Annotated in this window: 22 protein-coding genes and 1 tRNA gene; 18 read left to right on the forward strand and 5 right to left on the reverse strand. The window is 36.5% G+C overall.

The annotated features are described in order from the left end of the window. Positions 1 to 108: 108 nt before the first annotated feature. On the forward strand, positions 109 to 783 hold the full coding sequence (locus tag ACTS4L_RS07330; protein ID WP_440651897.1) for a hypothetical protein: 675 nt from the start codon (positions 109 to 111) through the stop codon (positions 781 to 783). Positions 784 to 928: 145 nt separating this feature from the next. Further along, the gene (locus ACTS4L_RS07335; protein ID WP_440617662.1) at positions 929 to 2,353 is read left to right on the forward strand and encodes an SLC13 family permease; all 1,425 of its coding nucleotides are present in this window, start codon (positions 929 to 931) and stop codon (positions 2,351 to 2,353) included. A gap of 267 nt (positions 2,354 to 2,620) precedes the next feature. Here ACTS4L_RS07335 and ACTS4L_RS07340 read toward each other — a convergent pair whose 3' ends face one another. The 4 genes from ACTS4L_RS07340 to ACTS4L_RS07355 form a co-directional block, all read right to left on the reverse strand. After that, positions 2,621 to 2,839 (reverse strand): hypothetical protein, encoded by a 219-nt coding sequence (locus ACTS4L_RS07340; RefSeq protein WP_440617663.1) that lies wholly within the window; start codon positions 2,837 to 2,839, stop codon positions 2,621 to 2,623. A gap of 66 nt (positions 2,840 to 2,905) precedes the next feature. Further along, positions 2,906 to 3,193, reverse strand: a complete 288-nt coding sequence (gene nadS, locus ACTS4L_RS07345; RefSeq protein WP_440617664.1) for a NadS family protein — start codon at positions 3,191 to 3,193, stop codon at positions 2,906 to 2,908. Next, complete coding sequence (locus tag ACTS4L_RS07350; RefSeq protein WP_440617665.1) at positions 3,190 to 3,522, reverse strand: type II toxin-antitoxin system RelE/ParE family toxin; 333 nt, start codon at positions 3,520 to 3,522, stop codon at positions 3,190 to 3,192. Before ACTS4L_RS07350 ends, nadS begins: the two co-directional genes overlap by 4 nt. Positions 3,523 to 4,088: 566 nt before the next feature. Continuing rightward, positions 4,089 to 4,164: transfer RNA gene (locus ACTS4L_RS07355), tRNA-Asn, on the reverse strand. Between the two features lie 445 nt (positions 4,165 to 4,609). On the opposite strand from ACTS4L_RS07355, the gene ACTS4L_RS07360 reads away from it, so the two are divergent. From ACTS4L_RS07360 to ACTS4L_RS07410, 11 genes are all read left to right on the forward strand, one after another. Beyond that, positions 4,610 to 4,765: a hypothetical protein gene (locus ACTS4L_RS07360; RefSeq protein ID WP_440617666.1), complete on the forward strand. Its 156-nt coding sequence runs from the start codon at positions 4,610 to 4,612 to the stop codon at positions 4,763 to 4,765. 311 nt (positions 4,766 to 5,076) lie between these two features. Then, entirely contained in the window at positions 5,077 to 6,297 is a 1,221-nt protein-coding gene (locus ACTS4L_RS07365; protein WP_440617667.1) for a hypothetical protein, read from the forward strand. Positions 6,298 to 6,438: 141 nt separating this feature from the next. Then, positions 6,439 to 7,227, forward strand: coding sequence for a helix-turn-helix transcriptional regulator (locus ACTS4L_RS07370; RefSeq protein WP_440617668.1), 789 nt, complete (start codon positions 6,439 to 6,441; stop codon positions 7,225 to 7,227). A gap of 22 nt (positions 7,228 to 7,249) precedes the next feature. Next, a complete protein-coding gene (locus ACTS4L_RS07375) occupies positions 7,250 to 10,651 on the forward strand; it encodes a hypothetical protein (RefSeq protein ID WP_440617669.1) in 3,402 nt (1,133 codons plus the stop codon). Between the two features lie 12 nt (positions 10,652 to 10,663). Next, positions 10,664 to 11,470, forward strand: coding sequence for a hypothetical protein (locus ACTS4L_RS07380; protein ID WP_440617670.1), 807 nt, complete (start codon positions 10,664 to 10,666; stop codon positions 11,468 to 11,470). Positions 11,471 to 11,488: 18 nt separating this feature from the next. Next, complete coding sequence (locus ACTS4L_RS07385; protein WP_440617671.1) at positions 11,489 to 11,926, forward strand: hypothetical protein; 438 nt, start codon at positions 11,489 to 11,491, stop codon at positions 11,924 to 11,926. Between the two features lie 12 nt (positions 11,927 to 11,938). Beyond that, positions 11,939 to 12,598 carry a DotU family type IV/VI secretion system protein gene (locus ACTS4L_RS07390; protein WP_440617672.1) on the forward strand — a complete coding sequence of 220 codons (660 nt, stop codon included), beginning with the start codon at positions 11,939 to 11,941 and terminating at the stop codon, positions 12,596 to 12,598. A 14-nt stretch (positions 12,599 to 12,612) separates the two neighbouring features. Next, positions 12,613 to 14,007, forward strand: a complete 1,395-nt coding sequence (iglH, locus tag ACTS4L_RS07395) for a type VI secretion system baseplate subunit TssF/IglH (protein ID WP_440617673.1) — start codon at positions 12,613 to 12,615, stop codon at positions 14,005 to 14,007. Positions 14,008 to 14,183: 176 nt separating this feature from the next. Continuing rightward, the gene (locus tag ACTS4L_RS07400; protein ID WP_440617674.1) at positions 14,184 to 14,789 is read left to right on the forward strand and encodes a hypothetical protein; all 606 of its coding nucleotides are present in this window, start codon (positions 14,184 to 14,186) and stop codon (positions 14,787 to 14,789) included. Positions 14,790 to 14,849: 60 nt separating this feature from the next. Continuing rightward, entirely contained in the window at positions 14,850 to 16,109 is a 1,260-nt protein-coding gene (locus ACTS4L_RS07405; protein WP_440651899.1) for a hypothetical protein, read from the forward strand. Positions 16,110 to 16,223: 114 nt separating this feature from the next. Further along, a complete protein-coding gene (locus ACTS4L_RS07410; RefSeq protein ID WP_440615331.1) occupies positions 16,224 to 17,219 on the forward strand; it encodes a hypothetical protein in 996 nt (331 codons plus the stop codon). Positions 17,220 to 17,296: 77 nt separating this feature from the next. Here ACTS4L_RS07410 and ACTS4L_RS07415 read toward each other — a convergent pair whose 3' ends face one another. After that, positions 17,297 to 18,052, reverse strand: a complete 756-nt coding sequence (locus ACTS4L_RS07415; protein ID WP_440615332.1) for a hypothetical protein — start codon at positions 18,050 to 18,052, stop codon at positions 17,297 to 17,299. Between the two features lie 342 nt (positions 18,053 to 18,394). Between ACTS4L_RS07415 and tssB the strand changes: the two genes are divergently transcribed. Genes tssB through ACTS4L_RS07440 form a run of 5 tightly spaced genes read left to right on the forward strand, consistent with a single transcriptional unit; the run spans position 18,395 to position 23,461 of the window. Further along, positions 18,395 to 18,955, forward strand: coding sequence for a type VI secretion system contractile sheath small subunit (gene tssB, locus ACTS4L_RS07420; protein WP_440615333.1), 561 nt, complete (start codon positions 18,395 to 18,397; stop codon positions 18,953 to 18,955). A gap of 3 nt (positions 18,956 to 18,958) precedes the next feature. Continuing rightward, positions 18,959 to 20,458, forward strand: coding sequence for a type VI secretion system contractile sheath large subunit (gene tssC, locus ACTS4L_RS07425; protein WP_440615334.1), 1,500 nt, complete (start codon positions 18,959 to 18,961; stop codon positions 20,456 to 20,458). 55 nt (positions 20,459 to 20,513) lie between these two features. Continuing rightward, positions 20,514 to 21,116 carry a hypothetical protein gene (locus ACTS4L_RS07430; RefSeq protein WP_440615335.1) on the forward strand — a complete coding sequence of 201 codons (603 nt, stop codon included), beginning with the start codon at positions 20,514 to 20,516 and terminating at the stop codon, positions 21,114 to 21,116. Between the two features lie 30 nt (positions 21,117 to 21,146). Further along, positions 21,147 to 22,379 carry a type VI secretion system baseplate subunit TssK gene (gene tssK, locus ACTS4L_RS07435; protein WP_440651901.1) on the forward strand — a complete coding sequence of 411 codons (1,233 nt, stop codon included), beginning with the start codon at positions 21,147 to 21,149 and terminating at the stop codon, positions 22,377 to 22,379. Next, on the forward strand, positions 22,376 to 23,461 hold the full coding sequence (locus ACTS4L_RS07440; RefSeq protein WP_440615337.1) for a type VI secretion system protein IglI family protein: 1,086 nt from the start codon (positions 22,376 to 22,378) through the stop codon (positions 23,459 to 23,461). The genes tssK and ACTS4L_RS07440 overlap by 4 nt, the downstream gene beginning before the upstream one ends. Positions 23,462 to 23,468 lie beyond the last annotated feature (7 nt).

Here is a 23,468-nt window from a genome sequence, read left to right on the forward strand (position 1 = left end):
GATAAATTTAGCAAAAGTCAACATATTCAAAGATAAATTTAGCAAAAGTCAACATATTTTAGATGGGACAGCCGTGAAGCAGGTTGTTCTTTATTTTCTATCTCACCCATGGCAGGATACTATAGTTATCGTGAGCCAGGACTTATGAGTATTAAAGGTCCAAGCTTCGGTTTGGATGGTAGTTATCAGTATATTGATCGCAATAAAGTAACTTTGATTGTTGATGGACAGCTAGGCTTCGTCAATGGTAAGTATGACGGCAGCTTACTTGATGGTAGACCATTCCAAATGGATAATGATAATAGCTATATCTTGGGTATTTCACCAAAAGTAGGTTATGTTTTTTCTTGGCAAAAATCAGGATTGAAACTCACCCCTTATATCGGTTTGGGCTATCGCTATCTGAATAATGATTCAAGTAATAACTCAGCGGGATATTTACGCATTTCAAATTATTTCTATATCCCAGTAGGTGCCGATATCTCATGGCATAAGAATAAAATGATTATGCAATCACGTCTTGAGTTTGATGGATTGATCCATGGGATACAATACTCTGGTATTGATGGAGGTGTCACCAACCAACAACGTGAAGGTTGGGGTGCTAGTGGTTATCTGCTTGTTGGGCGTGATCAAGGAAATTGGGCGTGGCTTGTTGGACCGTATATTAAATATTGGAAAATTCAGACTTCCGAAACAGCGGATGGTGCAACTAGAAAAGGATGGTACGAACCGGAGAATAATACGGTGGATACAGGCTTAATGATGAAATTTATCTTTTGATAGGTAAGGATCTAGATAGATGGTTGTAAAAGGGCGTATGCGATACGCCCCTACGATGATGTCAATTATAAAATTATTAAAAGCGCTGGAAAAAATTCATTTGCTCAACTACTGTTTATAGACAGTGGTTTATGAGTACCAAATTATGCATCAAAAAGAAATGGAATTGCCCACGATCCCAAGCATTTTCTTGTGTATTTTAGCTGCTGTTGTGATTTATTTTGTGGCACTTTATCTGCCAGTTGGGCATTTTAATGAAGCTGGAAAACATGCGTTTGCTGTGTTTTGTGTGGCTGCTTTTTTATGGATTAGTAATATCTTCCCGCTAGCAGTGACAGGCATTATTGTATTGTTTTTGTTACCGATGTCAGGTGATATCTTTTCACAAGATGTGTATAGTTACTTTGGTAACTCAGCAATTTTTTTCGTATTAGGTGCCTTTATTCTAGCAAGTCCAGTGATGCGCTCAGGTCTAAGCAAACGCTTTGCAATTACCATTATTGCTAAGTTCGGTACAGGTTCAAAAAGATTGTGTATGTCGATTTTTGTGCTAGCAAGTATGATGGCATTTTTTATTAGTGAGCATGCGGTAGCGGCCATGCTATTGCCTATTGTGCTTGAAATTGTAACGGCTGCAAATGTAAGAAAGAAAAGTCGCTTTGCCTTTGCTGCCTATATGGCAATGGCATGGGGTGCGATGATTGGTGGGACTGCAACTTTGCTAGGTGGGGCGCGTGCGCCATTAGCCTTGGGAATCTTGCAGGATACCTTTGCTAATAATGCAAAGCTTGTTCATGCTAGTCACATTGGTTTTATTCAATGGAGTATTTGGGTGATCCCGATTGTACTTATTATGCTAGCATTAGCAAGTGTTTGTGTCTTGATTGCGGCACATAATACGGGCGCTAATATTCAATTGGCACGTGAGAAATTAATGGCGCATAAAAAGCAAATTGGCAAAATTACCAAGCGTGAGATTTTAACACTTATTGTGGTCTTGTTTACGATTTTATTATGGGTATGTTATGGCACGGCATGGGGCTTAGATTGGATTGCTTTTTTGGGCGTTATTATCGCGTTTAGTCTACGTATTACCAATTGGAAAGAAGTTGAAAAAGATGTGCAGTGGGGTATCGTCTTGATGTATGGTAGTGCGATTGCTTTAAGTGTTGCTCTACGTAATACAGGGGCGGCAGCAGAGATGGTGCAAATGATGATGCGTTTAGGCATTGTGTCACCTTTAGTTATTCTTATTTTGCTTGTGGTATTGGCAGCGATATTAACTGAGATTATGAGCAATGCGGCTTCAGTAGCTGTTCTTTTACCGATTGGCTTAGCTTTGGCTGTAGAGTATGGTATCGATCCACGTGTGGTGACTATTGCCATTGCGACAAGTGCAGGTTTGACATTTATGCTACCAGTGAGCACGCCAGCAATGGCGCTAGTCGTCCAGTCAGATCATGTCAAGATTCATCAGGCAATGGCATGGGGTGTAGCACTTAAATTAGCTGGTATTATTGTTATTACGCTAGCAATGGTGCTCTATTGGCCGCTTCTAGGTGCATTCTAGCTTAATTTATATTTAATGGTCAAATTGATATTAAAACACCAATACAAATTAAGATTGACGCACCCTATTAGGTGACAATTTATCAAAAGAACATACAACCGAGAGGAAAGAGTTTGATATTGCAGATAAGTTAGGATTTGAATTAAGCTATGTGCGATATCTTTGTTTTACGTCAAAAAAGCTTGAGGTAGTAAACATTGGTGATAGTTTTAAACAAAATTACGATACTTATTCAGTGGTATGGCAGTTAAAAGAAGAGAATAAGCATTAGGCTGTGCCATCTAAATTAATTTTATAATGCAAACCTTCACGTTTAAGCATATCTTGCAGCGCTAGTTTCACAAAAGTCTTTTGACTCATGGCCAATGCTTTAGCAAAGCGCACAGCAAGCTGAACTGTCACAGGGCGTCTCCCGTGTTCAATGTCGCATAGCTGCTGTGTTGAAATACCTATTTTTTGCAAAGTCAGCTTGCGTAATTTCGTCATATTTACGTAATGCAAGCAAAATATTCGCAATGGTTTCGGGTTCGCCAATCAGGTTGTCTAAGCACTTCATCGTGTATGTAAAGCATTTATAACAGCTGATGGATTGCTAGCAATAACTTTAAGCAGAACTAATGTTGCACCTGAGGGTTTTTTCCTTTTTTGCTCCCAGTTCTGCACTGATTTTAAATTTAAACAAAACTTTGCTGCAAAATCATGTTGAGATAGGTGCAGTGATTCGCGGATGTTTTTTACATCAACATCATCAAAATGATGCTCTTTTGTATTAATAGATAAGCCTTTTTGATGGTCAATTGCTTCTTGTACCCCTTGTTTTATTTCTTGAAATGCACTCATTTTCTAGCCCCTTTTTTCAGTAGTTCAACCATGGCAGCTAAGTCGTTTCTCTCAGCTTTAGTTAAATTTGCCTTTTCGCTTTTTTTGAACATCGCAATTAAATATAACGGTATGCTTTCATTGTAATAATAGTAAATAACACGTACGCCGCCACTTTTGCCGCTATTTTCTGTTGCCCATCTTAGTTTACGAATGCCGCCTGTTCCCTCCATAATTGCACCTGCTTCAGGGTAAACGGCTAGGTAGTCTACAAGTGATTTTTGATTATCTGTTGTAAGACATACATTTGCTTTTTTTATGTAGCTTGGAAGTTCAACAACTGTAATCATTGCAACATTACCTATATTTCTATGAGAATAACTATATACGCCTAAGGCGTATTTGTCAAATCAAAAGTTATAAATCAGCACAAACCTAACACGATTTAACGCTTATCCTTGTTGTATACCATCGAGGGAGGGTGAATAATGCAAGGGGTAGATCACCTTAATCAAACCCGCTGCAGATGATCAATATTAGGGTATATCAAATCATATCAAATCAGTGCGCAATTGACGCTACAATCAGCAATAGAATGATGCTACCGATATTGATGTCGGTACCAAAATAAACAAGTTAGCTTAAAAGTCAAAAAAGACTGTGTAAGCAAAACCAAAATATTTACACAAACTCGCTATTAGTTTTGCTGCATACTGTGAGCGCTTGCATGAATTTTCATGTTCCTTCCATTGCGGGCATCATCATGGTGCCGTCAGAAGTGTCAGCACCAAAACTTCAATAATGGGTACAATCTGGCGAGATTATGCAGATATTTTTTGTTACCTATTGAAAGAACATGGATTTTTGCTTTTATTATTTAAACTACTTGAATGCCTTGCTAGATATGGCTTTGAGATGGCTCCCCGAGACGGACTTGAACCGCCGACCCAGTGATTAACAGTCACTTGCTCTACCGACTGAGCTATCGGGGAATGCCTTAACGAGAGTGAATTCTATAGATGAAGCCTTTGTGAGTCAATAGCTTTTTTTCAAAAAAAATGAATCTTTAAAAAATGGTGAAAACTCAATCATTTTGCAGGTTGTGCTTTGATAATAGAATGATTTCAATATGGTGTTAGCAGCGTTATGATATGCCAAAAGAATGACCGGGAAGTCTAAAATGAACTATGAAATAAATTTAGCGGCAATTAAAAATATTGCATTTGGCTTTGCGCAAGTGATGAATGCTAAATGCTTAATTTCCTCTTAAGAGTTAGCCAGCTATAAAAATAGCTATTTTGGCTATATCGATATGTTAGTTTTCAGATATGCTCATGGTAACTTTAAAATGTGCTTTGGAGCAAGTCTATGATGAGACATCAAACAGTACTAAAACCTGAAGAGCATGACAGGCTGTGACGTGCTTATGTGATTTTAGTGAATGAAATAAATGATCAAGATGAGTTTAGAACAACGCATCATGAATATTTTAGCTATAGCACTCAAATGAGAAGTCATTATCTGTTTGCTGATCGTTATGATATGAATGATCTGCTGCGTAGCGTTGTACAACAACACCAGATTGCAGAGTAGTAAATTCATAGTATCAAGGAAAATATATTGTTATGATTCTGAATTCAATAATTTATCACAGTGATGAAGGTAACAGAGAAATAATAACCATTAGTGGGATGTCAGGTATCATCTATCCTTTTTATAAATCAACTGAACAAAATTCAAATAACAGAGACACTTGGCGTTAGGTTACTTAGTTATTTTCCACGAACCGAGATAGATTCTAGTGTCATATGCTCTTTGAATCCACAGCTTCCATGGCGAAAGTTGTACAGTACAACGAGTGACTTATTTAGAGAGATCTACTAATACAAGACTAAGGAGATAATATGCCGCCGCGATTAAACATTAAGTCAGTTTTAGATGATTCTGATGACGATGCTATAGAAGAGTCTGCAGCCCTAGCTAATGGGAAATGCGTAATTTGTCACAATGATACAGCTAAATTTATTTGCCAACGGTGCGAGGGTAAAGGTTTTTCATCAATACCTTCATCAGACTATCTTAGTAAGTATGAAAATCATACCATGTTTTTGCATACTATCCATATTGGCAATATTCCTAGGACAAGATTAACAAGCTTTGCAAGAATATGTCGCAACACACAAACCAGAGGCATGTTGTGGACTGATAAACGAAATGCCCTACGAATACAGTCAGAAATGAATACCATGTCTGGTGGCTTTTGTGAGGTGAAAACTATTTCAAGCCTTGCCAAGGAGTTTTGCAGTAAAGACTATCCTTGTAGATTAAATCAACGTGTACGATCTCTTATCGTTAGCATTGCAGAACGAGAATGTATTGGCAATTTTAGACGTGTTGCTAGTGCGGTTAATATTTTGAGATTGATTGCGATTCATCGATATGGAGGGCTCTATTTTGACTCTAATGTGGTGCTGGATGATGTACAACAAAGGCATCAAATACATCAGCATGATTGGAGTGACATATTAAATAGTCGAGCGGGATTTAAAGTGTTAGAAGCTACACATAAATGGCCATATGAGAATGTGTGTGCACAGAAATCTCTTTATAAAGATCAGGCAGTAACTCCAAGGATGTTACCATATGTCAATCAAATTGAATGTTCAGTAATATTCTCACGCGCTAGAAATTTGTTTTTGGAACTTAGTTTGTTTGGATTTTATCATGACTATTATTTACAATATCAACAGCCTGGAGTGAGTATTCATAAAACGCATTTTGACTTAAGCGAGTTAGGAAGACGTGCCTTAATGGCAAAGAATAAGCAAACTAGAGATCCGTGTATCATCAACAGTATGGCTGTTGCGATTTACGTACTGAGTTTGCGATTTGAGTTGCAGTCAGATGAATTTACGATGGATTATAAGACTGATTTAAGAGATCAGGCGTTACAGTATCAACAACATTATCGTTGTTTAATTGATTCTCAAGGCTATAAATCACCAGCGGTATTTAGTTTTTCAGGGATAAGGTTTGTGAAATTCTATTCACATTCACATAAAAAGTTTGGAGAGTTGGGTGCGCAATATGATGACGCGCTTAGCATGAATCCTTTTAATGAATAAAATGTATCAGTAATATTTAGTCATCTTTATATTGTTTAAATCCTCATCAGTTTTTCATACCATAATCATCAGATCACAGCGCAACTGAGCGTTGGTGAACATAAGCAATGATTGTTTAATACAGGATGAGGTAATCGTTATATGTTGCAGGAAAGTACTCTACAAAAAATCATACAATTTTCATATCGTTATAAGAAAATCTTACAGACGCGTATTACGGCATTAAATGCCCTAAATATAGAAAGTTGTCTAATGTTTTTTGCCGATAGTGATGGAAAATTGTTAATGCTAGGAATGCAAGAGCAGTTTATAAAAGATATGGTCAGTGCTAAACCGGCACTTTTACCTGAGTTATTTAAACTCTCAAAAATTGAGTTTAGTAATGAATCATCAACATTAGCGCATTTGTTGAGTTTGAAGCAGCAATATATTTCTAATGTCAACAATGCTTTTTCTTATGTCGAACCCTATAATAATGGTATCTTGGTTTCGATTTTCTTTAGTACGGATATGAGCAATAGTCAACTCATGAGTGGCATTGATGAAATCAATACCTTTATTGATTGTGTGAAAAAAGAATTAACAACAACCGCATGTAACTATCTTGAGAAGATTGAACCCAATAGTGACATTGCCGCACATGTTGAAAGCTATTTTTCACGTGATCAAATAAAGCTGTTTCCCAAAGAATATATATCTAGCAAAGGTGTACGTATGTCACCAAAAGAAGCAGAATGTTTAACGCTTTATATGCATGGCGCCAGTTATCAGGAAATAGCAGATCGATTGTTTATTTCCAAACATACGGTGAGTAATCATCTAAAGATGATCAAAAGTAAGTTTAATATCAGTACGCCATTACAGCTAGTATATCTATTTAAACTTATCTCAGGTATTTATTCATCAAGCAATAAACTTATTTATGTTTAATCAAAGTAAGGTTCATTAAGACATGAGTGAAGCGATTAAAAGTATATTGCATAATCCAATTTGCCTGTTGATTTTAGGTCTGGGTGGTTTTTGGTTGCTTGTGCAAGCAATTCAAAAAGTGTATAAAAAATTCATTCAAAATTCGGTTAAGTTAAAGAAGCTTTGGCTTAGCCTAAAAAGTGTTTTTACCTCAAATAATGGCATTAAAAGTTTTAAACTATTTAAGCAGGATTTGCCATTTGCGTTAAGAAGAAAAATGAAGCTTTGCCAGTATTATTTGCATATTAATCTGGCAGAGAAAGAGAGTTTGGTAAAGCACACACAATTTGAACATTTTCGTCGTCAATTTTATTTGAAATATAAACCAGATGGTTTGGATAATTATTTTATTGATAATAAGTCATTTATCTATGAAATCGGTCAAGCGCGTCTTGATGAGGACGATAAATTAGAAGTGCTTTTGTTAAAGCGCTTATGGAAAAAGATCTTCCGTGGGCAGAGCCCTACAATTATCATTAGCTTCGATGTTGATAAACTTTTGCAACAAAGCAGAGATGATTTGCAGAATTTAGCGCAACTTATCAGAGCAAAAATTGATGTCATGCAAAAGATTAAAAAACGTCGTCTACCAGTTTGTATACAGTTATCACATACAAAGATGACTGAAGAAGCAAGCGCTTTATCGTTGGAGCTTCAAAATATATGCATGTATCAGACAAATGAAGGAGGGCAGCTACTGGAGGTATTTGCTGATAAACTGGTGGCATTAAAGAGTCGACTGATTAATGTTGAAGATAGTCATATCTTTATGAACCAGTTGGTGGTATTGGATGGTATTAGGCAATCTTTGGAAGTCATGCAGGTTATTGTTGATACCTTGCACTATGAAAATCAAGTCACATTGACACCAAAAATTCAGGCTTTGTTTTTGGCGCAAGCAGCACAAAGCACGCCAAATATCTTGACATTAACGTATAAGAAGATACGACAGCCTATTTCATTATTTCGATTGTCAGCTAGTATATTAAGTGCAGGACTCATTGGCTTTATGATATTGTACGCTTCCAAATTACAAAGCAGGCAAGTGGCTTTTGATAATACAGCCAATACGGTTGCGAATTTAGTGCAAAATAAGCAAATCTCATTAAATGATTTTGCTGACAAGATGCAAAAAATCACGCTAGATTATCAGCAAGATATTGTGAGTACGCCTATTGCAGATATTTATCCGCAGTTTATTTTAATGCATGGAATCAAGCAGAAAATTGCTAATAGCATATACCAAAGTAATATAAAACCATTGATTGAGCAATCAACGAGCGATGTTCAATTAGCTGCATTGCTATTGATTACACATGCAATCAAGCAGAATGAGCGTGATTTTATTGTGCATTATGCCAATGTTTTCGCAAGTTTAAGTCAGCTACCAGAAAAAACGATTCGCTTATATATTAAATATAATGATAGAGTTCCTACAGATGAATTTACAGGACAATCAATCGATGCGATTCCGTTGGATGATAGTGACAGTTATCAATCTGTTATGGTGGCAATCAATATTATGTTGCAGGATAGTGCGATTAAAATATCGGATATCAAACATTTTTATCGGACGATTTATGATAGCTTTGCATCTAAAATTATTCTTAAATCAGCGTTGTATCAATTTCTACCTATTATGCAGCCGCATTTATCACATAATGAGCTAAAATTTTTGCAGCAATTTATTGATAGATTGGGTTCACAGGAGCAAGAACAAGCACAAAATGCGACTTACCTAAGCTTGATTAAACTATTAGCCAATGAGCCGAGTTTCACGATGACTAAGGTTCGCGATTTTTCAGATCTGTTAAACGCTATAAGCACTATTATTGTAGAAGGGCAAAATAGCAATTTGCCTAAGGCTTATGGTAGTGATCAGTTTAGTTATGGCAATTGGCAGCAGATGATTGTGCGTGCAAAAATTAATACGCTTATTGACGAGTATACACATCACTCAGGTAATTTGTTTTTGTCTCAACATACAACTTCCAGTCAAGGATCAACATTATTGTCAGCAAATGGTCAGGTCGCTTCAAGTTTTACGGGTAATTATATACAAAATGTCGTTGTTCCAGATATCGAGGCCTATAAGCACTTAATTGCTAAGCTAAGTAAGGAGCATATTGATACCACTCAGTTGCAAAAAGTCTTTAATCAATCGATTGATCAGTATACGCAGCGATATATTGAAGCATACAATCAATTGATTACGCACTTTGACTATAATATAACAAGTGTTGCGGCTTTAAAAGTCGCTTTATATAACATGAAGCAACCAAGCTCGCCATTGTTGGCATTAATTACACAAATCAATAGTAATACAAACTTTGATAAAAGTATGCTGAAATATGGCTTTATAAAGCAAATTAGTCAAAGCTTTGCAAGCTACCATCAGCTGCAGAATTTCGATAGCTTATTATTGGGGATAAACACAAGCAAACAAAACAGTAATGCAGGATTGAGTGGATATATCAATATTATCTCAACACTGCGTAATCAACTGTTATATCAAGGTCTAGATAGTCACTTAGTCAGTAATGGTGGAATGTCTGCCTTGGCAAATCAAGCTTTGGCGATTTATTTAGACTCATCAAGCTCTTATATGCGTTTGACAAACAATGAGCTTGATAAAATCCACATGCCTGTAGCGCAGCGTAAGCCATTTGTTCAGATATTTTCAGTGGTATATACGTTAGGAATGCAGCAAGTCGCTCATTATTTTGATACAGTTTGGAATGAGAAGTTGGCGAATATGGTTAACACAATTGAAAATAGCTTCCCAATGCGTTTAACGGCTTCACAAACAATGTCTCCCAAAGTGTTAACTAGTTTGCTGTCACCTAAAGATGGGCAGTTTTGGGATTTATTTAAGCAAAAATTCGCGCAAGTCTTTGTCAAGAAAAATGGCATCTGGCGGATGAGGAAGGTGCCTTATGCCGGTGCCTTGAACTTATCGAGCATCCTTGAAAATGTACAAAAAATGCAATATATCAGTGATGCACTTTGGAGTAGTGATGGCCAACCAAAGCCTATACAAATCATGCTTCAAGCAGAGCCATTTTATCAAAAGAAATTAGCGACAAACTATATTAAGATGACTTATCTTTCATTAAATAATAAATCTGTTGTTGGCATAGATGCAAAACCGCTACAACAAGCCATTGAATATGATTGGTGGAAGCCTGCGGAGGTGAGCATTGGCGTGGTGTTAAACAACTCGATAAATCAAACGATTAGCAATAATGGTAACTGGGCATTATATCAATTGGTGAATCAATCGGTTATGGGTAATAATGGCCTGATGACTTGGAACATTCCCGTGAATGGACATAAAGTACCAGTAGCATTCAGCGCGCAAAATATGGTTTTCCCACTATCATAGGTAAGACAGAATATGACGTGTGTATTATCAAATAAAGCCTTGCATAATTTGCAACAGCATGCAACAAAGTTTAGTTTAAGCTATTTGCTAGAGCAGCTGTTTATGCTCGGTTTTGATATTCAGAATATCGAGTTTGAAAGTGTTGAAAGTAACGCATGTCATACACACACGATTGCTTACTTACATTATGTTGACGCTAAAATAATCATTGGTGTGAATTTAGGGTGGCTTGCAGCGCAGTCCAAACTCAAAGACATTGGCTTTTCAGAAGACTTTTTGCAAAGTAAAACATTTGCACATTATGCTAACAAATGGTTGAAGCATATATTGATGTTGTTGCATTTGGACTTAATGGTAGAGTCAAAGGATGCGTTTAATGCCATTACTGAGAATAATACTTTGGCATTAAACTCCTATGCTGAGCTTCATCATCAGATAGCAAGCCTTTTCCCTGAATATTATTTTGACCTTAAGGTTAATCATACAAACTCTTTAGTGAGACCACAGCAAATGATCTTAGGGCAAGCTAGATTATCTGAACAACATGGGCAGATAGGTCATGTGATTATTGAGGCAAAAAACAAAATTGAAATCACCTTAAATATTGAAGAAGGTTTAAGTGAATATGAGATCATGCGTGTTACCCAGCTTTTGCATGCAAAATGGTGCGCGCACTATGGTAGTTTTTGGCATGGCTATCTTTTGCAATTACATATGAGATTATTGACGAATCAAGAGAGCACCTATTTATCAAATAAGTTGACGACTACGACAAAACTAAATGCAAGACAGCAGTTGCTCTTTGAGCAAGAACTATAAATCCGGAGATAATAACAAATGAGAAAGATACTACATAAAAGTAAATTATTAATTGTTGCCTTTGCTGTGTTGTCATTAGGAGGTTGTGCAATGTTTAGCACTTCACCGACGCTAACACTTAAAATGCATCTAGATAACAATAGTAATAATAGTCAAATTTTGACCGTGTTAGCAGCACCCATGTCCGAGCAAAGCTTTATCAATACAGATTATGAGAAGGCGTTAAGTTTGGTGGGCAAATCAAGCTCACATACCGTAACGCTCACACCGGATAACTTTGCTGATGGTGATTATGTGTATAAGGTGCCAGCAAATGAGCATCAAGGCATGGGTGTTTTTGTGTTCTATACCAATATGGCGAGCAATACGCAGTGGAAGCAATATATTCCTGAAGCCTATGGCAAGAAGTATGAAGTGACAATAGGTAAAGACAGTCTATCGAATTTTAGCGCTTAGGAGGCAAAGAAGATGCAACAGGATTTTTTGATTTGGAAAGATATTAGTCAGTTGATTTTGAAATCAGAGTCATATGGCAAGGAGGTTAATAATTTGGCAAATGTTGATATTGAAGAAACGATTGAGACAAGAGCCTTTTTTCGTAATGCATTACATCAGATAGTGCAAAAAGTAGAGCATCTACACAATGCAAAAATTGCTAAATATACCAGTTTTGGCATAGCGGTATGGTTAGATGAAATACTCTCTGGGATCTATGAGTATGCAGCACATCCTTGGCCGAGTTTACAAAAGGAGCTTTTTGAAACGACTGAAGGCGGGGTGAAGTTTTACGAATATGTCGATGATGTATTAGCAAACCCATTTTATCCTAAGTTTATCTATGAGTTGTATTACTGCATGCTAACAGGTGGATTTAAAGGCAAATACCCTGCGGAATCAGAGCGTTATGCAATTGCTAATTATATTAATAAGCTTAAGGAAATGTTGCAGTTTGAGCATGAGAAGCCATTATTAGAAAGCAATAACTTATCAACACCCTTGGTAACAAAAAGCAGGTATTTACGTGTGGCTAATAAAGTCAAGCAATGCTTTAGACAGCACTTGGGCTTGATCTTAGGCGGATGTGTGGCTTTAACGTATTTGTTATGCGGTGTGTTAGTCTATTTCTAAACTAGGGAGCCTTTATGCAAGATGTATTAGCACAGAAATTTATCCAACTTCAGTCTATATTGGAGAGTGATGTCAAGGATCTTAAAAGAGATGTTTTGCAGTATATCTATAATGCACGTCTTAGGTCGTTTAATACAAGAATTCCATATTTACAAAGTGCTATTCCATATAAACTGTTTACTGAGATTAAGCTCAAACCGTCACAAGTAAGTGCTGTGGATCTATTGTTGAGTGATCGCATTGAAGCATTAACCAAAGATGGTCAAAAATGCACACTGCACCCGATGTTTAATACTCAAATCTTGCCTTGTGAAATCACAAATCGCAGAAGTGATAATGACAAGTTATATTTGAGTCTAAACAACTTGGCTGGCTTTTTTTATCTTGAGCAAAACTATATTGATATTTGGTGTTTTGATGAGAATGAAATACTTGCTAGTAATTACTTTGACGGTCTTAAAGAAGCTGATTTTTTGCTAGAATTTACATTGCAAGGTGAGAAAAAAACCAAAAGAGCAGTCGTTGAGAAGCTTCATTATGCCTATATGCATCCACATGAGTATTTAAAAGATCAGTTAAGAGATAGACGATTTTATCAAGGGTTACGCTTGCAGTTTAATAACGACTTTTATGAAGAGGAAATTAAATCCATAGAGCTTGTCATCGATTGTAAAGGGAAAATGCTCGATGTTGAAGAAGGTATATCACTGATTAAGATTAACCATTTGCCATTGATAAACTATCATATTGATTACGCATTACCAATTCAGATCGATGGTTCAAAAGATAGTTATCCAATTATTTTAAACCATGAAAAAAATGATTTGTTGTTGCGGGAGCTTGAAGTTAGTTTGATTCAAGAGGCAAAAACTACACGTTTATATCCTCAAAGTAGCTGTGGTTATGGTGAGCCAAGTTATACTTTAGTGCCTGCTGAGAAATCAATGTATCAAAGATATACGCACATACAGTTTCATAATATCCCATTTGAGCCTGGGATGCAGGCTCAAATAAAGGCTGCATGGCATAGTGGTTATCGCCAGCTGGGTAGACTAGAAAGCTTTAGTATTCCCTCTAAACCGATTGAGTCATTAAAGCTGGCTCCAGTCATGAGTTTGGAGGCCTCTGCTCCTGTTGTCTTAGACTTTTATGCAATGCAACTGATTCAAAAATTAAGTTACAAGAGAAATATTTTGCATAAAGATTTACTAGACTTAGTCACTGAAATTTTACCACTGCAGTATCAACAAGAAAAATTGACACACTTGATAGCATATTTACGAGATGTTGAAGATCAAATTGTTGATGTGGAAAATATTAAAGCGATGAATTTTTGTAAGGACAGCATGCTCAATTACTATCTAAATGCGATGTTTAAGGTATTAGTACAGTTTAAAAACAAGCTATAGAGAAAGAGGCCATTTTGGCTATTTTGTGGGAGCGCTAAATCTTATAAATTGCTTAATCATATATATAGCGCCCCTTTAAAACGTCTTATTTCATAGTGTATTACACCACCTAACTGAAATATTCGCGTATCTTGGATGTGCGGCAGTAGTAATCTTATAAACTATAGGAGAGTGAAATGAACGGAAATCCTTTTGGGTTAACGATTGATGTAACACCAAGTCCTGCGGTAGAGTGGGCAGAAACTCAGGCTGAGCTATATAATATATCTCATGTTCATGGAACTAATAGCAATGCGCTGACTGGGTTAGCTCAGTTTAAAACCATATTAACAATGTCACAGATTATGCACAACAGGGTGTTAGGTCGCCCTGGACAGTTAAGATCAGGAGAGCGTGGCAACACAATATTAGCTGCAAATATGGATGGGAATCAACCTATTGCCAATGGTATTAGTATGTACGAAATCGCAGATATAGAAAATTGCATTGACTATGCCAACATGAGGAATGCGGGTGATGCTAATTGCTATCCTATGATTTACGCCATTAAAAATCTTGATATTAGCAGGTTGCATAGAAGAGTAAGGGAACATCCACTCTCGATTGGCTGTTTGCGTATTGAGGATATTAGTTTTATTTGGGTGCCTGAAGATAAGGTGTATTTGGCGCATAGAACATTACGATGCTACGAAGAACGCTGTGGTATATCGGAGTATGCACAAAATGCTTTATCACCAAGAGTAAAGGCGGCTCCACCCTTTATCCTAAGATCTAGAAGGTAATAAGTTTATCAAAGCATTCTAGTTGGTAGTAATCGTTTAATTTTAAAGTCTGAACCTATTATGAATAATGAATTAACAATTTTATTAAGAATACGTCCTACTTTTTATCAGCAGGCGTTTAATAACAGTCGCTATTATTTAAACGCGGCCTGTTCGTATGCAAGTAGTTATTTTAAACCTTGTGATGAAGATCAAAGAGATCAAATGCTTTCAAATAGTTTGAGCAAAAACTATAAAGGGCTAAAAAATTTTATTACCGTAGATTTACACCCTAAAAACTTTGCATTTTATGAGGAACAATATTTTAGGGGGTGGTTGAATTATTATTACTATAGCAAAAAACTGGATCCATATACACGTATTAGAATACTTGTGCTAGGGCATGGTGCGCCAGATGAGAGCAAAATGCATTCAGATGTTGGTGGGGCAATCGATTGCCAACTAGTCGCTAATAGTATTTATCGTTGCTATAAGACATTCAAAAATAAAGCTGTTCAAGAAACAGTCGTAGAGGTAATTTCATGCTCGGCAGCATCAGGGCAGTCAGATTCTGTTCATGAAAGAATTTGTAAGACGTTGCAATCTAAAAAAGATTTTTATGGATCAGTTAGGTCTAGCCTGTTTGTATATACTTTAGACCATCAGGCCAGTCATGGTGCTGTGATTTCATTAACTGACGACGATGGAGTGACAGTTACACAACATATACTTTACTGCCCAATTCTACAAACGACTGAAGTTGAAGGCACGCAATGCAATCACGCTTATATAAAAAGGGACAATGAGGACTATAAAAGTTTTGGTTCACAGCAGAATGGCTTGGCTCATTGGCGAGAAATTAACACCGTTTTTAGCATACTTAAATCAGTATATACATCAGTGTATAATCTTGAATTAACTGAGGATACAAAAGATGAAGTTAAATATATTTATGAAGTATTTATTGAAATAGTGAAAGCATTTGAGCTTTTATTCGAGAAAAGTCGGTCACATATGCTAAATGAAGCATTTGCTAGTAGAAAACTTGTTTATGCAAGTCATTTAATTGAGCAGGCAATAAGTAAAAAACAAATACCATTGAATCCGAAAATATTAAAAGAATCTAACTTATTAATTTATATGTTGATGTCAAGGTTGCTTTTAAAAGATAAAAAATACCATCAAAGAATATCTAAATATCATGAATACGATGGTGATTTTAAAGATGTATTAATCAGTGCTTTAGAGAATATTTCTAAAGCATCAAAGTTACTGGGACAACACAGAATTTATAACATTTGCCGAAAACATTGCCTAAGTGTTAAAAGTCAGATGGTTTAATCTTCAAAAGAAATACAACTAATCTATCAATGCTGTATGTGTAATTTTATCATCTGTTGCAAGATTTGATACGGTTGCAGTTTATTAGTGACTTTATTGAAAAGGAGCGTGAAATTGAAACGATGTTTAATTTGTGGTGTGGAAATCATGTATGGAGAACTCTGTCCTCAACATCAAAAAAGAGAACCTGAGGCAACTCAGCCACAGATGTCAAGCTTGCAGTATATGAGAAGCCTACGATGTAATACAGCGCAGGTTGATAGGAGCATTTGTCAGGCGCCTGCTGCTAACATGTCAAGCTTGCAATATATTAGAAATCTAAGTGAGCATAGAGATAATACTTCTCGCAGTGTCGATTTTGGTGTTACATCATCTGTAGCAGCAAGAGAGAGTAGTCATGCCGTGAATTCTCGGCAATCAGCTGGTAGCGAGCATGATCAAGGGCAAAGGTTGATACTGATGCAAAGAAGGCGTAATGATCAACCTCAGCATGGATCGATTGTTGAACAAATCGTTAGAGATGATAGAGCTAGCCTAGCCCATCTTGTAGATCCAGATTATCGCCAGCAAACAATTCAATACTTGAGAGAGATCAGAGATAAGTTGAGAAGCTTAAAGCCTTTAAATCAATCATGGCGCATGATATTTAAAACAGAGAGAGCTCAAGGTATTGGTTCATATTATTTCTATTCTAATGATGGAATGTTAATTCGTTGGCGTAGTGTTAACGCTGAAGGATTTAGATTGGCTGATGACAGGCGTACGTTGACTCAAGATAGAGAATCGATTACTCACGATGCGCTCATACAGTTCTTAGCACCTGAAGATGTGCGAGATCCAGAGTTACCAGGGCTATTTAAAGAATGGGTTGAGCTTAGATATAACAAAGGCACTCCTTTGCCAATGATACTTAAATGCAGAAAGTATCAAGAGCATTATCATCAAGCACTTGAGGATGGTATTTTCAAAGAATATCCAGAGATTGGTTATCATCCACATGACATGCTGCGTGAGATTGGCTTGACACAAGGATTACCACATATAGGAGACCGTATAGTATTTGTGTTTAACTGTGATATTTTAAGGCATTATCCATTATATTTGGCTTAAAAGTGACTGCTCACAAAACACTTTACGGTGATTCTTCTAAAAATGATTGGCTAGGCTTATTAAATATTTTATAAGCTTTAGCGATGCAGATACCTAGGGTTGATTTCAGGCAATCCTCCAGATGTTATAGGGTGGTGGTGGGGTGCTGTGCCATACCTAGTTGAGGTTGCCGATCTGGGTCGATATTGTGAGTTATCTACCACGCGATCAAAGTCTAAAGGCACAGCAAACTCAAGTAGGCTGTTGTCTGTGAGACTGAGTAGTTGGACATAGTTACCTCTTACCTTTTTATCTTCCATTCCACGATTTAAAAATGCACGTAATCTAGCCTCTCCTGAGCAGACTAATTTTTGACCTTCCGCTGTTTGATAATCTATATTGGCACATCTGACAAATGGGGTTCTTAAGATTTTATAATTAAGATTGTTGATATCTGTGCAATGCCTGTTTTGTATGACTTCTGCTGTTGCATAATTTGGAATATGCATTTTAGCCATACTGATTGCCCAGTTATGAAGCCCTTTAAAATAAACATTCCAAAGACGAGCTATCCTCTCGGGCTCTGAAGCTATTTTATCGTGTGGACGTTTCTCAATGTTTTGCACCCTAATTTTATATACTCCATCGAAACATCTTACCGCTACGCCATAACTGCCGGCTCCTAGAATCATTGGTATAAAACCTTTATTGATAGATTTATCAATTTTTTCCAATAAAAATTTTACTAATGCTTGCTCATTATCATCTGTACCGTAATTTCTCTCAATGAATGTGCTAATATCATCAACATACATTGCTTCTTCAATTAAGTTCTCAATATCTGATTTATCCATATTCTTTACCTCGGTCGTTAAAACTTATATCTAAAACATCGCAAAATAATCTGCGATGAGTCTATTGTTTTAGAGGTTATGCCATAGTTATATAGCCAAGTTGGCTATTTTGCCAAAAGGAGTAAAATGAATATGTTAACATTGCCAAAAATGCTGAATTTCTTCAGTCAATCTATTACTACGTAATCATAATGATCTAAACCTTAAGCGTTTAGCTAAAGTATTTTTAGCATTAGGCCAATATGGCTATGTTTACATTGAAAACGATGAATTAATATTGATCACATAAAGATCGCTAGTTAGTGATTTTATAATAAGTGTCAAACAAATTGGAGAAACGATATGGCAGTAGTTGATGAAATTCCTAAATCACGTATCACCCTTAAATATCCAGTAGAAATCAATGGTAAAAAGGTAAAAAAAGAATTGCCATTTAGAATGTTAGTTATGGGTGATTTTTCGTTGGGGAAATCAAAAGATCGTCAAGTAGATTTTGATGCCAGAGAAGTGCGTCAACTTGATGGTAAAAATTTAGATAAAACAATTAAAGATATGGGGATCACACTAAATCTTAATGTCGAAAATAAAGTGGATCCTTCCAATGAAGGCTCTATTGATGTCAATATCCCCATTGAAAATATAAAATCATTCAACCCTACAAGTGTTGCTCAATCAGTACCAAAGATTAAAGCACTTAATTTAATGAAAACATTACTGATTGAATTGCAGGCAATGTCAGATAATAACAAGGCATTTCGTCGTAAACTCAATGATATTTTAAAGGCACATGACAGTGCCAACGAACTTAAGTCTAATCTAAATGCACTTGAAAATTACACCTTACCAAAGGCCGTGGTAACGAATGTGATTGAAGGTGAAATTGATAGTGCTGCTAAGGAGTAACTAATGACAGTAGAGAATACACAAGCTTTAAGTGCTATTGAAGCTTTACTTAGTTCCGCAAGTTTAAATACAACAGCCGTTTCACAAACTCCAATGGTTGCCGATGCATTTTCTAATGTAGAGGAAAACTGCAGTGAGGAAAATCGCCTGCTTGCCAGTTTGGCAGCACTTATGGCAAATGCCGAGGTAGAGGATTTTAGCGCGGGCTTTAATAAATCAATTGCACAGCGAATTATCGATCGCATTGATAATGTCATCAATGATCAAGTCAATGAAATCATGCATCAGCCAGAGTTCAAACATATTGAATCTCAATTTACCTCCTTAGCAGACTTGGTGAAAGATACTAATTTTCAGGCCAATATTCGAATTGACTTTTTAGATGCGTCTAAAGATGAGCTTGCTGAGGATTTTGAATGCAATAGTGTTGATATTGCAGGGGCATCGTTATTCAAAAAGGTTTATATTGCAGAGTATGATCAATATGGTGGTGAGCCATATGGCTCGATCGTTGGGCTGTATGAGTTTGATCGTTCAAATGAAGATTTAGATTGGTTATCAACCATGGGTAAAATCTCAGTTGCATCACATGCGCCATTTGTGTCAGCGGTTAAGCCTCAATTTTTTGGCTGTGATTCTGTTGAAGAGTTATCACAAATTAAAGACCTTGAAGGGTTAATGAATCACCCTAAATTTGGGAATTGGAATAAGTTTAGAAAAACGGAGCAGGCAACTTATGTTGGTTTGACACTGCCGCGCTATGTCTTAAGACTGCCTTATGATCCTGAGATTAATCCAGCAAACAAAGGTTTAAAAGGCTTTAAAGAAGATATTAATCCACTTAACGATCATGATTATTTATGGGGCTCAAGCGCCATATTATTCGCTAAGAATTTAACTAAGTCTTTTGAACGTTCTGGTTGGTGTCAGCACATTCGTGGTCCAAAAGCCGGAGGCATGGTTGAAAATCTCGCTACACATACGTTTGATATTCGCGGTAAGGAAGAAGCAAAGCCACCGGTTGAATTTGTGATTCCAGATTATCGTGAATTTGAGTTTGCTAAATGTGGTTTCATTCCTTTGGTATATAACAAGGGAACAACAGAAGCTTGTTTCTTTAGTGCGCAATCAGCGAAATATGTCGAAACCTTTGAAGATCCAAAAGATTCAGAAAACGCGCAGATGATTTCAAATTTGTCGTACACTTATTCAATTACACGTATTGCGCATTATGTTAAGTCTGTGATGCGTGACAATATTGGTTCAACAGCGGATGGTGCTTATATCCAGAATCAACTATCAAAGTGGCTCAACGATTATGTAACTGCAGTAACTGATCCAGATGATGTCACACTGCAGAGGTTCCCTTTTAAAACCGCCAATATTGAGGTGAACTCTGTTGATGGAAAAATTGGTTGGTATAACTGCAAAATTAGTGTGCTACCTCATCTTCAATTTGAAGGTATGGATGCTGAGTTAAAGCTAGACTCTCGATTAGCTTAAAACAATAACAATAATGTTAAAAATATAAAAGCAACAACAAAAGGAGTATCTATAAATGAATAGTACAGCAATTAATAAAACGTTTGATCCATATGTTTTATTAGACCAAGGCAATGCTCTGCAACATGACGAGTATGCTGTCATTACTGAGCTGAAAATCAATGGGACTGAGCTGCCAAAGGGAGTTAAATATAAGCAGCCAACTGATGATGGTGTGAGCGATGCAGAAGCCGTTGCTATTATCGATACATTTAACTTAGGCGAGCGCTCGTCAAGCCCATTATCGATCAGATTTATGTATCCAGCAGCACACCACACAGCACTTGTGACAACGATGCAAAGCTTCAAAGCTGATAATCAATTAATTGAATTGAAGTTTGAAATTCATAAATTTGCAGGTAAAGATGGAACCGGTGAAGGACAGTGGGTTGTCTATGCAAAAAATGAAGAAGTGATTACAACCCGTTTGGACAGTTTTGGTGGTAAGCCTGCTGCTGAATATAATAAAGACTCTTTAGATGCGCATGAGAAATTTGGTATATGGACATTAACTTTCCTACCTCCATCTTTAAAGGCTACTAATCCGAATATTACGATTGACTTAGGACAAGGGCAAAAAACGGCGCGTGCTTGGGGTATCGCTTCAAACGCAGCATAAATTCAATGTTTTCAATACTGGGAGTTTCGTATGCATCAAGTCAATTGGAAAAATGGTCAATTACTTTTGCCTCAGCATTTTAATATGATGGGTGATCATCATGTTGCGCTTATTGCTCAATGCTCAAAATTACAAGGTGAGGCTTTTTATGGTTTTGCTGATTTAGTAATTGATCGTGACTTATGCGCAATGGGTGTTATCCGCTTTAAAGCGCTTAAAGCAATTGATGTTTGTGGTCAGTATTATGAGTTACATAATAATCTCAGTATTGAAGAATGCCTGCTAGATGAGTTATTAAAGACGTCAAATAAAGAAGCTTATTTACATGTTTTCTTGGCAAAACCTAAAGAGATATCAGTCGTCGATCAACAAATTGAGATCAAAAGCTACAAGGCAGTTTTATCTACTATCCCTACTATGGATGGAAGTATTAGTAGCTTTCCTTTTTGTAAAATTTCAATGCTGCCATCTGGTAAATGTGAGCTTAATGCCTTACCAAAAACGCCGATTTTAAGTTTTTATAGCAATCTATTTTGGGAAGGGTATAAAGACCAGATCAAGGGCATTGTTTTGTCCATTGAGGCGCGAATTAAAAATGATTTATTAAATCATATTTCAGCCAGTAAATATGTGATGGCACAGACAGTTTTAATGCATAGCTATCGCATTGATAATTGCATGATGACTATGGAAAAAGGTGGTCAGTCATCACCAGATTATTTGTTTCAACAGTTATATGATTTTTATCTTTGTTTTTGCAATTACATCGATGATGAGCCTATTACTGAGCTGACATATCAGCATACTAAATGCTGTAAGAGTCTAGATGACCTTATAGAGCATTTAGGTTTTATTGCCAAATATGAAGTGAAAGAAGCTTCATTGTTAGCCTTTAACAAAGGTGTACGTTATATAGAGCTTAAGGAAATTCCAGAGATTATTTTAGGCTCAAATCGAGTTTACTTACTTATTCAAGAGTTAACCAAAGATTTTAATATTAATGATATCAAGATTGCTAGTAGTGAGCGCTTGCCTGTGGTGCATCAAAAGGCATTGCCTGGCTTGCAATTAACCCATGAAAAAGAGACATTATTTTCACATATTTTTGATGCCAATACCCAAATCTATAAAGTGGAGGCAGGTCGAGAGTGGGATAACGTGATTCATTATGGCAATATGGCGATGACAACGACCCCTCAGCTTGAAAATGCCAAGATTTTTTTATATTCACCAGATTATAAGGTCGAAAGGAGCGCGCTATGAGTGAATATATTGATTTTAATGAGATACTAGTTAATGAGGATGTGTTATCACAAGTTGATCTATCTGAGATCATTGATTGGTGTCAAAAAGGTGAATATAAAAAATGTATGGAGTTGTCAGCTTCAAAGTTAACCGAAGGCTATTTTGATATTCGCTTAGTGTGCTATTATCTTTTTGGACTTTGTTGTAAAAACTTCAATGAACATGCGATATATGCTTTTGATAGTTTACATTTTATCTTGCTTGAGCGTTATCAAGCGCTTCAACCACATAAATTTAAATCACGTCAGATTGAAAGTGCTTTAGCATGGTTTATCAATGGTGTGTTGGATAATTTAAGTTATCAAGAAAGTCATAAATCGCGCCTAGGTATTGCAGAAGATGTTGTCAATGCTTTTAATTTACTTGTAGAGTGTATGATGCAATTAGCCCCCAATTTGCAGGACGCCTACAAAAAATTGCAACATTTTCTGCAGCAACGACTCGCTAAAACTGATCAGGGGGAGTCATGCCAGCATGAAGATGAACATAAAGACTCGTGCTCGCCAACCATGGCAGAAGATCGCAAAGCACTCGGCAGACAAGTTGATGCGATTGCACTCAAAGAAGCATCGCCAAAATGGTTTGATTTGTTAGCGAAGCTTGAAACATTTAATTTATTAAAAGCACAAGGTGATACGATTGCTACAGCAGCCATGTATCATCACCTATATAAAGAGCTATCACAGTTTAATCCGTTACAGTATTTCCCAAGTATTTTCATTGGGTTTTATCAGCAAAGTTTTGACCCAAAGTTTCAAACATTGGTTAATCATATGAATGATAATCTTAACTCGTTGCAGTGGAGTATTCTTGAGAATATTATTCATTCGGATCATAGGTTATTGTTAGATCAAACGCTTGATAATAATGGTAGTGCTGTTGATAAGGAGGTCTTTAATGGACTTATTGCCAATACGTCAATGCCAAGTTCACAAAGTCTAGTGCATGAGCGCTATGACTATGAGAGGGATCATTCATCGCAGCAACCGTTCCAAGAACGTGAAAATCATTACAACAACGAGTTTATACGTCAAGATTAAAGGTGTT

The sequence above is a fragment of the Cysteiniphilum sp. 19S12-1 genome (assembly GCF_052030685.1).
In the GTDB taxonomy this organism is placed as follows: domain Bacteria; phylum Pseudomonadota; class Gammaproteobacteria; order Francisellales; family Francisellaceae; genus Caedibacter.

Excerpts from the sequence above, each read along its gene's own strand:
- ACTS4L_RS07330 (WP_440651897.1), top strand. The coding sequence starts at position 109 with ATGGCAGGATACTATAGTTATCGTGAGCCAGGACTTATGAGTATTAAA.
- ACTS4L_RS07335 (WP_440617662.1), top strand. The coding sequence starts at position 929 with ATGCATCAAAAAGAAATGGAATTGCCCACGATCCCAAGCATTTTCTTG.
- ACTS4L_RS07340 (WP_440617663.1), bottom strand. The coding sequence starts at position 2,839 with ATGACGAAATTACGCAAGCTGACTTTGCAAAAAATAGGTATTTCAACA.
- nadS (WP_440617664.1), bottom strand. The coding sequence starts at position 3,193 with ATGAGTGCATTTCAAGAAATAAAACAAGGGGTACAAGAAGCAATTGAC.
- ACTS4L_RS07350 (WP_440617665.1), bottom strand. The coding sequence starts at position 3,522 with ATGATTACAGTTGTTGAACTTCCAAGCTACATAAAAAAAGCAAATGTA.
- ACTS4L_RS07365 (WP_440617667.1), top strand. The coding sequence starts at position 5,077 with ATGCCGCCGCGATTAAACATTAAGTCAGTTTTAGATGATTCTGATGAC.
- ACTS4L_RS07370 (WP_440617668.1), top strand. The coding sequence starts at position 6,439 with ATGTTGCAGGAAAGTACTCTACAAAAAATCATACAATTTTCATATCGT.
- ACTS4L_RS07375 (WP_440617669.1), top strand. The coding sequence starts at position 7,250 with ATGAGTGAAGCGATTAAAAGTATATTGCATAATCCAATTTGCCTGTTG.
- ACTS4L_RS07380 (WP_440617670.1), top strand. The coding sequence starts at position 10,664 with ATGACGTGTGTATTATCAAATAAAGCCTTGCATAATTTGCAACAGCAT.
- ACTS4L_RS07385 (WP_440617671.1), top strand. The coding sequence starts at position 11,489 with ATGAGAAAGATACTACATAAAAGTAAATTATTAATTGTTGCCTTTGCT.
- ACTS4L_RS07390 (WP_440617672.1), top strand. The coding sequence starts at position 11,939 with ATGCAACAGGATTTTTTGATTTGGAAAGATATTAGTCAGTTGATTTTG.
- iglH (WP_440617673.1), top strand. The coding sequence starts at position 12,613 with ATGCAAGATGTATTAGCACAGAAATTTATCCAACTTCAGTCTATATTG.
- ACTS4L_RS07400 (WP_440617674.1), top strand. The coding sequence starts at position 14,184 with ATGAACGGAAATCCTTTTGGGTTAACGATTGATGTAACACCAAGTCCT.
- ACTS4L_RS07405 (WP_440651899.1), top strand. The coding sequence starts at position 14,850 with ATGAATAATGAATTAACAATTTTATTAAGAATACGTCCTACTTTTTAT.
- ACTS4L_RS07415 (WP_440615332.1), bottom strand. The coding sequence starts at position 18,052 with ATGGATAAATCAGATATTGAGAACTTAATTGAAGAAGCAATGTATGTT.
- tssB (WP_440615333.1), top strand. The coding sequence starts at position 18,395 with ATGGCAGTAGTTGATGAAATTCCTAAATCACGTATCACCCTTAAATAT.
- tssC (WP_440615334.1), top strand. The coding sequence starts at position 18,959 with ATGACAGTAGAGAATACACAAGCTTTAAGTGCTATTGAAGCTTTACTT.
- ACTS4L_RS07430 (WP_440615335.1), top strand. The coding sequence starts at position 20,514 with ATGAATAGTACAGCAATTAATAAAACGTTTGATCCATATGTTTTATTA.
- tssK (WP_440651901.1), top strand. The coding sequence starts at position 21,147 with ATGCATCAAGTCAATTGGAAAAATGGTCAATTACTTTTGCCTCAGCAT.
- ACTS4L_RS07440 (WP_440615337.1), top strand. The coding sequence starts at position 22,376 with ATGAGTGAATATATTGATTTTAATGAGATACTAGTTAATGAGGATGTG.